The 11328-nt window shown below is 58.1% G+C and carries 12 protein-coding genes; 5 read left to right on the top strand and 7 right to left on the bottom strand.

From position 1 onward, the window contains the following. Window positions 1–36: 36 nt before the first annotated feature. Complete coding sequence (locus tag LHAB_RS06360) at window positions 37–228, bottom strand: hypothetical protein (protein ID WP_090044767.1); 192 nt, start codon at window positions 226–228, stop codon at window positions 37–39. Between the two features lie 89 nt (window positions 229–317). Beyond that, window positions 318–2078 carry an MFS transporter gene (locus tag LHAB_RS06355; protein WP_090044765.1) on the bottom strand — a complete coding sequence of 587 codons (1761 nt, stop codon included), beginning with the start codon at window positions 2076–2078 and terminating at the stop codon, window positions 318–320. Window positions 2079–2428: 350 nt separating this feature from the next. Between LHAB_RS06355 and LHAB_RS06350 the strand changes: the two genes are divergently transcribed. The 5 genes from LHAB_RS06350 to LHAB_RS06330 all read left to right on the top strand — a co-directional run bounded on the left by LHAB_RS06350 (window position 2429) and on the right by LHAB_RS06330 (window position 7886). Further along, window positions 2429–4144, top strand: a complete 1716-nt coding sequence (locus LHAB_RS06350; protein WP_090044762.1) for a GMC family oxidoreductase — start codon at window positions 2429–2431, stop codon at window positions 4142–4144. 385 nt (window positions 4145–4529) lie between these two features. Continuing rightward, window positions 4530–4826, top strand: coding sequence for a hypothetical protein (locus LHAB_RS06345; protein ID WP_090044760.1), 297 nt, complete (start codon window positions 4530–4532; stop codon window positions 4824–4826). An 8-nt stretch (window positions 4827–4834) separates the two neighbouring features. Further along, on the top strand, window positions 4835–5434 hold the full coding sequence (locus tag LHAB_RS06340; RefSeq protein ID WP_228763366.1) for a tetratricopeptide repeat protein: 600 nt from the start codon (window positions 4835–4837) through the stop codon (window positions 5432–5434). A 77-nt stretch (window positions 5435–5511) separates the two neighbouring features. Further along, window positions 5512–5775 (top strand): DUF4212 domain-containing protein, encoded by a 264-nt coding sequence (locus tag LHAB_RS06335; RefSeq protein ID WP_090047732.1) that lies wholly within the window; start codon window positions 5512–5514, stop codon window positions 5773–5775. Further along, complete coding sequence (locus tag LHAB_RS06330) at window positions 5772–7886, top strand: sodium:solute symporter family protein (RefSeq protein WP_090044755.1); 2115 nt, start codon at window positions 5772–5774, stop codon at window positions 7884–7886. The genes LHAB_RS06335 and LHAB_RS06330 overlap by 4 nt, the downstream gene beginning before the upstream one ends. A 102-nt stretch (window positions 7887–7988) precedes the next feature. Here the strand turns inward: LHAB_RS06330 and LHAB_RS06325 are convergent, their stop codons facing one another. The 5 genes from LHAB_RS06325 to LHAB_RS06305 are packed head-to-tail and all read right to left on the bottom strand — an operon-like array spanning window position 7989 to window position 11274. Then, a complete protein-coding gene (locus tag LHAB_RS06325) occupies window positions 7989–8627 on the bottom strand; it encodes a 2-hydroxychromene-2-carboxylate isomerase (RefSeq protein ID WP_090044753.1) in 639 nt (212 codons plus the stop codon). Window positions 8628–8657: 30 nt separating this feature from the next. Continuing rightward, on the bottom strand, window positions 8658–8915 hold the full coding sequence (locus LHAB_RS06320) for a DUF1289 domain-containing protein (RefSeq protein WP_090044751.1): 258 nt from the start codon (window positions 8913–8915) through the stop codon (window positions 8658–8660). 2 nt (window positions 8916–8917) lie between these two features. Next, on the bottom strand, window positions 8918–9424 hold the full coding sequence (locus LHAB_RS06315) for a YbaK/EbsC family protein (protein ID WP_090044749.1): 507 nt from the start codon (window positions 9422–9424) through the stop codon (window positions 8918–8920). A 3-nt stretch (window positions 9425–9427) separates the two neighbouring features. Next, complete coding sequence (locus tag LHAB_RS06310; RefSeq protein ID WP_090044746.1) at window positions 9428–10336, bottom strand: hydroxymethylglutaryl-CoA lyase; 909 nt, start codon at window positions 10334–10336, stop codon at window positions 9428–9430. Window positions 10337–10353: 17 nt separating this feature from the next. Further along, entirely contained in the window at window positions 10354–11274 is a 921-nt protein-coding gene (locus LHAB_RS06305; protein ID WP_090044744.1) for a 2-hydroxyacid dehydrogenase, read from the bottom strand. Window positions 11275–11328: the final 54 nt, after the last annotated feature.

Genomic DNA, 11328 nt, shown 5'->3' with positions numbered 1-11328 from the left:
CACCAGGGCCAGGCCCTGATGAGCGTTGGCACTGGTTTACTTGGCTGCGCTGGCGTCAGCTGCCGGTGCGGCGGCCGGTGCTGCAGAGGCGTCGGCCTTGGCAGGCTCCACATGCACAGCGTCAGCGCCATGCTTTTCCCCGCTCATGTCCAGGCTGTCACCGCCTTTGCTGATCACATACAGCGCCAAGGCAGCAAAGATCACGAATCCCACAACAATTTTCCACATGATTCATCTCCAATCAAAAAAAAGGCCCTCCACAGAGGGAAGGCCCGGAATTTAGCACCCGAGTCACCCCGGGTTGCTTACAAGAAAGATCAGTCGTCAGCGTAGATGTCGACGTCTTTGGTTTCTTTGATGAACAAGCCACCGATCACAACGGTTGCACCGGCGATGATGATGGGGTACCACAAGCCGTTGTACATGTTGCCGGTCTGGGCCACGATCGCGAAGGCGGTTGTGGGCAGCAAACCACCGAACCAGCCGTTACCAATGTGGTAGGGCAAGGACATCGATGTGTAACGGATGCGGGTGGGGAACATCTCCACCAGCATGGCGGCGATCGGGCCGTACACCATGGTCACCAACAGCACCAAGTAGGAGAGGATGATGATGACGGTGACTTTGTCGAACTTGGCCATGTCGGCTTTGACTGGGTAGTTCGCAGCCTTCAGCGCAGCGCCCAGGTTGGAAGCCAACAAAGTGGCACCAGCGGTCTTCTCGTTGCTCAGGTCTTTGACAGACTTGGTGGCAGCTTCGATGGCCTTGGCATCTTTGGGGTCTGCAGCGTTCAGAGCCGCCAGCTTTTCCTCGGCCTTGGCCTTGGCAGCAGCGACGTCTTCAGCCGAGTACTTCACGTTCACCACGGTCTCGCCCACCTTGATGATGGCAGGGGTGCCAGCAGGTGCGACTTCGTTGGAGTAGCTCACCGATGCGCCAGCCAAACGTTGCTTGGCGACGTCGCAAGAAGAAGTGAACTTCTTGGTGCCTGTGGGGTTGAACTGGAACGAGCACTCGGCTGGATCAGCAATCACCACCACTTGCGATGCGGCTTGGGCAGCGTACAAGTCTGGGTTAGCAGCCTTGGTCAATGCCTTGAACACGGGGAAGTAAGTCAAAGCGGCCAACAAGCAACCAGCCAAGATGATCGGCTTGCGGCCAATCTTGTCAGACAAGGCGCCGAACACGATGAAGAAGGGGGTGCCGATGATCAGGGAGATCGCGACCATGATGTTGGCGGTGGCGCCGTCCACTTTCAACGCTTGTGTCAAGAAGAACAAAGCGTAGAACTGACCAGAGTACCAAACCACAGCTTGACCAGCAGTCAAACCGATCAGGGCCAAGATCACGATCTTCAGGTTTTTCCACTGACCGAAAGACTCGGACAGAGGCGCCTTGGAGGTCTTGCCTTCGGCTTTCATTTTCACGAAAGCAGGCGATTCGTTCATGCTCAAACGGATGTAGACCGAGATGATCAACATGATGATCGAGACGATGAACGGAACGCGCCAGCCCCAGTCGGCGAAGGCTTCTTCACCGATGATGGTCCGTGTGCCCAAGATCACCATCAAGGACAAGAACAAGCCCAAAGTGGCTGTGGTCTGGATCCAGGCGGTGTAGGCGCCGCGCTTGCCGTGAGGGGCGTGCTCGGCCACGTAAGTGGCAGCACCACCGTACTCGCCACCCAAGGCCAAACCTTGCAGCAAGCGCAAGCAGATCAGGATGACGGGAGCGGCCACGCCAATGCTGGCGTAGTTGGGCAAGATGCCCACGATGAAGGTCGATGCACCCATGATCAAGATCGTGACCAGGAAGGTGTACTTGCGGCCGATCATGTCGCCCAAGCGGCCGAAAAAGATCGCGCCGAATGGACGCACGATGAAACCAGCAGCAAACGCCAGCAAAGCGAAGATGAAAGCAGAGCCTTCGTCCAAGCCGCTGAAGAACTGCTTGGCAATGATCGCGGCCAACGAGCCGTACAGGTAAAAGTCATACCATTCAAAAACGGTACCCAGAGAAGAGGCAAAAATCACCTTCTTCTCTTCCGCCGACATCGGACGGGGTTCAGTTGTAGCCATAGAGCTGTCTCCAAAAAAGAGTCTCCGACAGGGAAACTTGGCGCGATTCTTAGGGCTTGCACTTGCCCCTGTCTGACGGGCAACCAACATGGGCTTACATACCTAGTGGTAACCCTTGGTATTTATTTCACATGGCAGGAAAACCTCATTTACCAAGGGTAATTACCCGGTACCCATGGTCACGCCAGATTCAACTTCTTTGTCCAATCTGTTCATGATTTCAGGTCAACGTCTCAAAATCACTCAGCCCAACCAGTTGTTCACACCCGCCTCCCTCCTTTTTTCCATCCATTACAGTCGTGCGCACAGCGAAATTCGCATTGACATCCGCAGACCACACGAACAGACCCATGAACGACAACACCTTTGACTACATCATCGTGGGCGGCGGCACCGCAGGATGCCTGCTCGCCAACCGCTTGAGTGCCGATGCCAGCAAGCGCGTGCTGTTGATCGAGGCCGGCAAAAAAGACGATTACCACTGGATCCACATCCCCGTGGGCTACTTGTATTGCATTGGCAACCCGCGAACAGATTGGCTGTACCAAACCGAAGCCACTGAAGGCCTGAACGGGCGCAGCCTGCGTTATCCCCGTGGCAAGGTCTTGGGTGGCTGCTCCAGCATCAACGGCATGATTTACATGCGCGGCCAATCACGCGACTACGACCAGTGGGCGCAGATCACCGGCAACGACGAATGGCGCTGGGAACAAGCATTGCCCTACTTCAAGCTGCACGAAGACCATTACAACGGGGCCAACGAATTTCACGGGGCCAAAGGAGCCAAGTCTGAACTGCTTGCCCCCAACGATTTGCCCAAAGGCGGCTACCTCCACACCTTGCGTGGACGCAACACGGGTGGCGAATGGCGCATTGAAAAGCAGCGCCTGCGCTGGGACGTGCTGGACGCGTTTTCACAAGCCGCCCAGCAAGCGGGCATTCCGGCCACCGACGACTTCAACCGAGGCAACAACGAAGGCGTGGCTTACTTTGATGTGAACCAACGCAGCGGTTGGCGCTGGAACACGGCCAAGGCTTTTTTGCGCCCCACCTGCTATTCACGGCCCAACTTTGAGCTGTGGAACAAAGCGCAAGTTTCTAAACTGATCATCGAAACCCAAACCAATGGCGAAAAGCGTTGCACTGGGGCGCAAGTGTGGACGGGCGTGGAGATGGTCGAAGTCAAAGCCACCGGCGAAGTGATTTTGAGTGCGGGCAGCATTGGTTCGGCGCAAATTTTGCAACTGTCGGGCATTGGCCCTGCGGCCTTGCTGCGGGACAAAGGCGTCGAATTGCAACACGATTTGGCAGGCGTGGGCGCCAACCTGCAAGACCACTTGCAGATCCGTTCTGTCTACAAGGTCAAAAACGCCAAGACCCTGAACACCCTGGCCAACAGCCTGTGGGGCAAGGCCATGATCGGCCTTGAATACGCCTTCAAGCGCACCGGCCCGATGAGCATGGCACCGAGTCAGTTGGGCGCTTTCACCAAGAGCGATCCATCTCAGCCGCACGCGAACTTGGAATACCACGTTCAGCCGCTGAGTCTGGATGCGTTTGGCGAGCCGCTGCACAGCTTTCCGGCCATCACGGCCAGTGTGTGCAACCTCAACCCGACCAGCCGGGGCACCGTCCACATCACCAGCCCACGCTTTGAAGACGCACCGGCGATCGCCCCCAACTACCTGGCCACCGCGGAAGACCGCAAGGTGGCTGCCGACAGTCTGCGCGTAACGCGACGCATCATGGCCCAGCCTGCCATGGCCGCCTTTTCACCCGAAGAGTTCAAACCCGGTGTGCAATACCAAACCGACGAAGAACTGGCCAAGCTGGCCGGCGACATCGCCAGCACCATCTTCCACCCGGTGGGCACAACCCGCATGGGGCGCGACGACGACCCGATGGCGGTGGTCAATGGGCGCTTGCAGGTCCGCGGCATCGCGGGCTTGCGCGTGGTGGATGCGGGCGTGATGCCGACCATCACCAGCGGCAACACCAACAGCCCGACGCTCATGATTGCCGAGAAAGCGGCCCAATGGATTGGTGAAGATTTCAGCAACACCTAAGGCAGCTTGCTGTCATCGCGTTGATTCACAAGCAACGCCATCTGAACACGCTCTTGTTGCAACGCTCACTTTTCATGAGCTTCAGCTTCGGCTCTACGTGCGTCATTTCAGCCATTGGGCGGCGTTGATCGCTTGTTTATCCGCTGAAAATGGGTCTCGGTTTTATCGGTGTTTTCCCTTGATTTGAGACCCTGCGGATGTTGGCAAAAAAGCCAAAAAATGTAAGGCAGCCGTCAGAAACAACCGCGCTTCCGAATGAAGCCGGTGGATGCTCGCCCAAAAATTTTATTTACTCATTTTTTAAAGGGGTTTAAGTCTGATTAGGTAGACATCCAGCCAATTCATAGAATTCAAAAATTGTCTTGATCCTCATCAACAAAGTCCTATGCTGCTTGCCATTGTCATCGCCAAAAGTTTGATTGAGCTTTCGCTCATGTTCATCATTGGGCGTTTCTTGCTGGGATTGCTGGCGGGGTCCAAGCGTGACAACAATGTTTTTTGGCAATTGCTGGATGTGGCCTCCAAACCTGCGCTTTGGTTCACCCGCAAAATCAGCCCCAAACTGATCCTGGACCAACACATCCCGCTGGCCACCAGCAGTTGGCTTTTGATTGCTTGGGTCGTGGTGGTGCAATTGAAAATTGAGCTGTGTCTCGAATTGGGCATCGCGGCATGTCAGTGAAAACCCACATGCCTTCCGCCAATTCGAACACCGCCAACCGAGGTCGGTGTTTTTGGTTGCGACTCCAGGCCAAGGCACTTTTGGTTTTGGGCTTGCGCAACCAGGCCCATGCGGTCTTTCAAGAAATTCTCCAGATCAACCCAGAGGATGTTTTGGCCCTGAACAGCGTGGGGTTCAAGGAGTTGAACGACCGCCATATGGTTCAGGCTTTGGGATTTTTCGAACGCGCGCTGGCGCTCACCCCGGCCAACGCCAATGCCCACTTCAACGTGGGCTTCGTGTGCGAAGAATTGGGGCGAAGCTCAGAAGCCGAGCAAGCATTCAGGGCCGCCATTCAGATCGACGAAAAAATGGACCGCGCTTGGTACGGCCTGGGTTTGGTGTTGGTGCGCCAGCAACGGTTTGAAGAATCATTGCTCGCCTTCAAACGCAACACCGAATTGCAATCCATGAGCCCCTACGCCTGGTACCAAATGGCCCGAGTTCACATGGAGATGCGTGAGCCTGAAAAAACGCTCGAGGTGATGCGCCACTTGAAAGGTTTCGAACCCAAGGTGGCCGCCCAACTCGAACGGGAAACAGGGCTCAGCCTAGACCGCCCCGTGTGAACACACCTCAGGTGTTGGCTGAAAAATTCAAATGTGACAGTCGGTAGTTTGATTTTTTTAACAAGAAGGAGATGACGATGCAGCTCACTGCAAGGCACCAGGAATACTGGGGCAAAAACTTAAGGATCACGGGGCTTTTGCTGGCCTTGTGGTTCTTCGTCACGTTCGTACTTTTGTACTTTGCGCGTGATTTGACGTTCAGCTTTTTTGGCTGGCCGTTCTCGTTTTGGGTCGCGGCCCAAGGCGCATTGATCGTGTATTGCTTGATCATTTGGTACTACGCGCGCTACATGAACAACCTGGACAAGGAATATGGCGTTGCAGAAGGAGAAGAATCATGAGCGTTTTTGGCGGGGAAGGCCAAACCCAAGGCCAGTTTCAGAAATCTCTGAACAAAGTTTTCATGTTCTACGGCGGAGGCTTTGCGGCCTTCGTGATCCTGCTCGCCATCCTTGAGCAAATGGGCATGCCCAAAGAGTACATTGGCTACGCCTTCTTGGCGGCCACGGTGCTTTTGTACGGCGGCATCGGTGTGATGAGTCGCACCAACGACGCGGCCGAATACTATGTGGCTGGCCGCCGAGTGCCCGCCATTTACAACGGCATGGCCACGGGCTCCGACTGGATGTCGGCAGCTTCCTTCATCGGTATGGCCGGTACGCTCTACCTGACAGGCTACGGCGGTTTGGCCTTCATTTTGGGCTGGACAGGCGGATACTGTTTGGTGGCGCTGTTCCTGGCACCTTACCTGCGTAAGTTCGGTCAGTTCACCATCCCCGACTTCTTGGGCGCACGCTACGGCGGCAACATGGCCCGCCTGATTGGCGTGTTTGCGGCCATCTTGGTGTCCTTCGTCTACGTCGTGGCCCAGATCTTCGGCGTGGGCTTGATCACAGCGCGCCTGACCGGTCTGTCCTTTGACGTCGGTGTGTATGTGGGCTTGGCCGGTATCTTGGTCTGCTCGTTCTTGGGCGGTATGCGCGCGGTGACCTGGACCCAGGTGGCCCAATACCTGATCTTGATCGTGGCGTACATGATCCCTGTGGTTTGGTTGTCGGTGAAACACACCAACATGCCTGTGCCTCAGATTTCTTACGGCTATCTGCTTGAAAGAGTCACGGCCAAAGAAGAGCAACTGCTGAAAGACCCCAAAGAACTCGAAGTTCGTGGCATCTTCAAAGCACGTGCCGATGCAGCCGCTGAAAAGCTCAAGGATGTGCCAGCCGCCATGGCCGCGGACAAAGAAGCGGCCACGAAAAAGCTGGAAGAGCTGAAGGCCGCCAACGCACCGGCAGCGGACATCAAGGCAGCTGAAGCCGCTGTTGCCGCCTTGCCTAAAGATGAAGCGGCTGCCAAGGCTGCTTACACCGCAGCCCGCACCGGCAATGCTGCCCGTGCAGCCCCGCCCCTGCGCCATGCTGAGCCTTTCCCCGGCAAAGATGACGCGGCCCGGGATATTGCTCGGAAAAACTTCCTCGCCTTGGTGTTTTGCTTGATGATCGGTACGGCTGCTTTGCCACACATCCTGATGCGCTTTTACACCGTGCCTTCGGTGCGTGAAGCGCGTGAGTCGGTGGCCTGGTCGCTGTTCTTTATCTCCTTGCTGTACTTCACCGCGCCTGCCTTGGCGGTGCTGGTCAAGTTCGACATCTACACGCTCTTGGTCGGCACCCCCATGGACCAATTGCCGGGATGGATTGCACGCTGGAACGTGGTGGACCCCACGCTGATGGCGGTGGCGGACATCAACAAAGATGGCATCTTGCAGTTGGCAGAGATCCGCTTGGGCGGTGACATCGTGGTCTTGGCCACGCCTGAAATCGGCGGCTTGCCGTTCGTGATTTCTGGTTTGGTGGCAGCGGGTGGTTTGGCTGCGGCCTTGTCCACGGCCGACGGCTTGTTGCTCACCATTGCCAACGCCTTGTCGCACGACGTGTACTACAAAGTGATCGACCCCAACGCCTCGGCCAGCCGTCGCGTCGCGCTCTCCAAAGTCATTTTGGTGTTCGTGGCTTTGGCGGCGGCTTATGTCGCATCGCTGCGCATGGCGGACATTTTGTTCCTCGTGTCTGCGGCCTTCTCGTTTGCAGCCGCTGCCTTCTTCCCTGCGTTGACCCTCGGCATCTTCTGGAAGCGTGCCAACAAATGGGGGGCTTCGTTGGGCATGATGGCCGGTTTGGGCATCTCGTTCTATTACATGGTCAAGACCCATCCCTGGATGTACGGCTTGTTCCACAATGGTTCGCTGACGCCTGAAATCCTGAAGGTCAACACTTGGTGGGACATCGCCCCCATCTCGGCCGGCATCTTCGGTGTGCCACTGGGCTTTGCGGTGATCATCATCGTGTCGCTGCTGACCAAGGCGCCTGACCAAGAAGTTCAGGAATTGGTCGAGAACGTGCGCTTCCCCAGCTTTGACGGCAGCACCTCACAAGGCACTGCTGCTCACTAAAAGGGCCATGTTGGCAAGCACTGTCTTGCCAACCTGATTCCTTCCAAAAAAACCCGATCGCGTCATGCGGTCGGGTTTTTTCTTTGGAGGAGATGGCTCAGCTCATGAACGCCTGACACCCACCTCACACTGGGCCGGGGCATGCCAGTCCGAGCCGTTGAACCAAGCATCGCCCATCAAGTAGGCCCGCAGCATGGGCAGTGCATCTTGCCCCCAGAACACGCGGCCATCGACGACCCAGCTGGGCACGCCAAACACACCTTGTTCTATCGCTTCTTGGGTGTGCGCTTGCAAGGCCTGCTTGACCTGGGCGCTGCCGGGGTCTTGCACGGGCGACAGCTCAGCACTGAGGGCCGCCAGGCGCTCGAGGTCGGCCGCATCCTGCCCGGAACACCAGACGTGACGGAAAATTTTGTCACACACATAACGGCTGGGCGTGCCATCGGCGTCGCATGCCGTGGCCAGTCGCAACAAGCCCAGCGGGTTGAAGGGGTGCATGACCGGCAACTGCAAAGGCGTGCCCTGCTGGCGCGCCAGCCACAGCACCTGCCGATACGTCCAGTCGCGCTTGGTGGGAATTTCCGCCGGACCCAGCTGCCCATGGTGCTTGAGCATCGCGGCAAACAACACCGGCTTGTGCACCACGCGGTGGTTGATGCCCTGCAGAGCCCGGGGCAAGGCATCGAAAGCCAGCCAGGCATAGGGCGAGATGAAGTCGAGGTAGAAATGAACAGTTTTCATGGTCTGGGGCACTGTCGAGACAAAGAGGGGTCAGCGCTCCTGAGCCTGCCGCTTGAGCAGGCGCTGCGGAATTTCCGCCCACACGGCAAGTTTTTCTTCATCCGTGGCACGGCTCCACCCCCCGACTTCGGGCAGGGTGCGCAAGCAACCCTCGCACCAAGCCCCACTGGGGTGCATGAGGCACAAAGACACGCAAGGCGATGGCACCGAGTGGGGCGCAGGCGGCACCGGCTGGGCCAAAACCAGGGCGGCGCGTTCACTGAGCTTTTTCCAATAATGTTCGCTCATGCTCAGGCCTCTGACATGGCTTGAGCAACATCCACCACAGGCGCACCCGTCAGGCGCTTGAGGTCTTCGGGCTGCAACTGAAATACACCATGCGGGTGTCCGGCAGCGGCCCAGACCACCTCAAACCGCCACAGATCCTGGTCCAGCAAGGTGACCGGCGGGTTCAGGTGCGCCACAGGCGAGACCCCGCCAATGGCGAAGCCCGTCTGCGCCTTCACAAAATCGGCGTCGGCCCGCCCGACCTTGCCCACCAGGGCTGAGACTTTCTTTTCGTCCACGCGTCGGTCGCCCGATGTGACCACCAGCACGGCCACGCCGTCGTCTTTGCGCTTGAAGATCACGCTCTTGGCAATCTGCCCGAGCTGCACACCCAGGCCGTCAGCGGCCTCTTGTGCGGTGCGGGCTGCACCGTCGAGCATGAGCGGCGTGTGGGGGTGGTGGGCCGCTTGCAAAGCCCTGGCCACACGTTGCACGCCTTCAGGCAGCGCATGAAGTTCGGCGCCACACATCACTCAGCCTGCCCGTTTGTTGAGGATGGCCTTGGCCACATTGGAGTTGGGCTTGCGGCCCAGGAAGTCGCTGATGAATGCGCCGGCATCGACCAGTTTGTCGAGGTCAATGCCGGTGGTGATGCCCATGCCGTGCAGCATGTAGACCACGTCTTCGGTCGCCACATTGCCCGTCGCGCCTTTGGCGTAGGGACAGCCACCCAAGCCCGCCACCGACGACTGGAAATTCCACACGCCCATTTGCAAGGCGGCCAAGGTATTGGCCAAAGCCTGGCCATAGGTGTCGTGGAAGTGGCCACAGATGTGGTCGATGTCGAAATGTAGAAGGGTGGCCTCGAGGGCGCGCTGCACCTTGAGCGGTGTGCCTGTGCCAATGGTGTCGGCCATGTCCACGCGCTGCACGCCAATTTGCTTCATCAAACCGGCCAGATGGGTCACGCTCTTGGGGGATACGTCCCCCTCATAGGGGCAACCCACGGCGCAGCTCATGGCACCGCGCACGGCAATGCCTGCGGCCAGTGCCGCCTGCACCACGGGCGCAAAACGCTCGATGCTTTCTTCGATAGAGCAATTGATGTTTTTCTGGCTGAAGGCTTGGCTGGCGGCCGCGAACACCACGATTTCGTCGGGGCGCGACGCGATGGATGCCTGGTAACCCACCATATTGGGCGTGAGCACCGAATAAAGCACGCCCGGCTTGCGCTGAATGCCTGCCATCACTTCGGCGTTGTCGGCCATTTGTGGCACCCACTTGGGGCTGACAAAGCTGGTGACCTCGATTTCGGTCAAGCCAGCAGCCTGCAGGCGGTGCACCAACTCGATCTTGACCGCTGCGGGCACGGGCTGCTTTTCGTTTTGCAAGCCGTCGCGGGGGCCGACGTCGATGATTTGAACTCTGGAAGGGAGTGACATGAGGGTTTTCTTTCTGTTCAGTAGCCGCGCTGCGAATCCACCACGCCATTGATCGCTTGGCCGCGCTGCAAAGCTTGGATTTTGCCCACGATCTGCGCGATGCTTTCCTCGCGCAGGGTGCGGGCCGAGGTGTGCGGCGTGACCGTGATTTTCGGGTGATGCCAAAAGGGGTGATCGGCAGGCAAGGGCTCGGTGCGGAACACGTCCAGCATGGCCCCTGACAGGTGGCCGCTGTCGATCAGGGTGATCAGGTCTTCTTCGACCAAGTGCTTGCCACGGGCCACGTTGATGACGTAGCCGCCTTGTTGGAGCAGCGACAAATTGGCATGGTTCAGGATGTTTTCGGTCTCGGGGGTGAGCGGCATCAGGTTGACCAGCACGCGCGTGGCCTGCAGAAATTCGGGCAGGCTCTGGGCCCCGCTGAAGCAGCGGATACCGGGCAGGTTTTTGGGGCTGCGGCTGAATCCGTTGACCGGAAAATCAAACACCTGCAACGCCTTGGCCACCCGCTCGCCCAACACCCCCAAGCCCATGACGCCGACCGCAAAGTCGGCGCGGCTGCGTGGCTTGCGGTAAGACCATTTGCCCGTGCCGGTGTCGGCGTCGTAGCCATCGAACTCGCGAAAATGCCGGATCACCGCGTGGCACACGTATTCGGCCATTTGCACCGACATGCCCGCGTCGTCCAGGCGCACGACTTTCAAGCTGGACGGCAGTTTCAGCTGGAGCAAAGCATCCACACCTGCGCCGATATTGAACAGGGTTTGCAGACCCGGCTGCTCATCGATGAATTGCTGGGGCGGCGCCCAGACGATGGCGTGATCGGCTGGGGCCGCGCCAGGGGACCAGGCAGACACGCTGGCCTGAGCAAGGGCTTGTTGCAGGCCCTGCACCCAAGGGTCAGGCGAGAGGCCTGAGAAACAAACAGTGAGCTTCATGGGGTTATTTTGTCAGCAAGCGCCTGACCGGGCTGTCACCAAGGGCAAGGTCTT

It is taken from the genome of Limnohabitans sp. 2KL-27, from assembly GCF_001269345.1.
Lineage (GTDB): Bacteria > Pseudomonadota > Gammaproteobacteria > Burkholderiales > Burkholderiaceae_C > Limnohabitans_A.
The sequence above is the reverse complement of the archived record's forward strand: the minus strand, read 5'-3'. Positions and strand labels throughout refer to the sequence as shown.

What these genes read in the sequence shown, in the direction of transcription:
- LHAB_RS06360 (WP_090044767.1), bottom strand. Translation starts at nt 228, where the DNA reads ATGTGGAAAATTGTTGTGGGATTCGTGATCTTTGCTGCCTTGGCGCTG.
- LHAB_RS06355 (WP_090044765.1), bottom strand. Translation starts at nt 2,078, where the DNA reads ATGGCTACAACTGAACCCCGTCCGATGTCGGCGGAAGAGAAGAAGGTG.
- LHAB_RS06350 (WP_090044762.1), top strand. Translation starts at nt 2,429, where the DNA reads ATGAACGACAACACCTTTGACTACATCATCGTGGGCGGCGGCACCGCA.
- LHAB_RS06345 (WP_090044760.1), top strand. Translation starts at nt 4,530, where the DNA reads ATGCTGCTTGCCATTGTCATCGCCAAAAGTTTGATTGAGCTTTCGCTC.
- LHAB_RS06340 (WP_228763366.1), top strand. Translation starts at nt 4,835, where the DNA reads ATGCCTTCCGCCAATTCGAACACCGCCAACCGAGGTCGGTGTTTTTGG.
- LHAB_RS06335 (WP_090047732.1), top strand. Translation starts at nt 5,512, where the DNA reads ATGCAGCTCACTGCAAGGCACCAGGAATACTGGGGCAAAAACTTAAGG.
- LHAB_RS06330 (WP_090044755.1), top strand. Translation starts at nt 5,772, where the DNA reads ATGAGCGTTTTTGGCGGGGAAGGCCAAACCCAAGGCCAGTTTCAGAAA.
- LHAB_RS06325 (WP_090044753.1), bottom strand. Translation starts at nt 8,627, where the DNA reads ATGAAAACTGTTCATTTCTACCTCGACTTCATCTCGCCCTATGCCTGG.
- LHAB_RS06320 (WP_090044751.1), bottom strand. Translation starts at nt 8,915, where the DNA reads ATGAGCGAACATTATTGGAAAAAGCTCAGTGAACGCGCCGCCCTGGTT.
- LHAB_RS06315 (WP_090044749.1), bottom strand. Translation starts at nt 9,424, where the DNA reads ATGTGTGGCGCCGAACTTCATGCGCTGCCTGAAGGCGTGCAACGTGTG.
- LHAB_RS06310 (WP_090044746.1), bottom strand. Translation starts at nt 10,336, where the DNA reads ATGTCACTCCCTTCCAGAGTTCAAATCATCGACGTCGGCCCCCGCGAC.
- LHAB_RS06305 (WP_090044744.1), bottom strand. Translation starts at nt 11,274, where the DNA reads ATGAAGCTCACTGTTTGTTTCTCAGGCCTCTCGCCTGACCCTTGGGTG.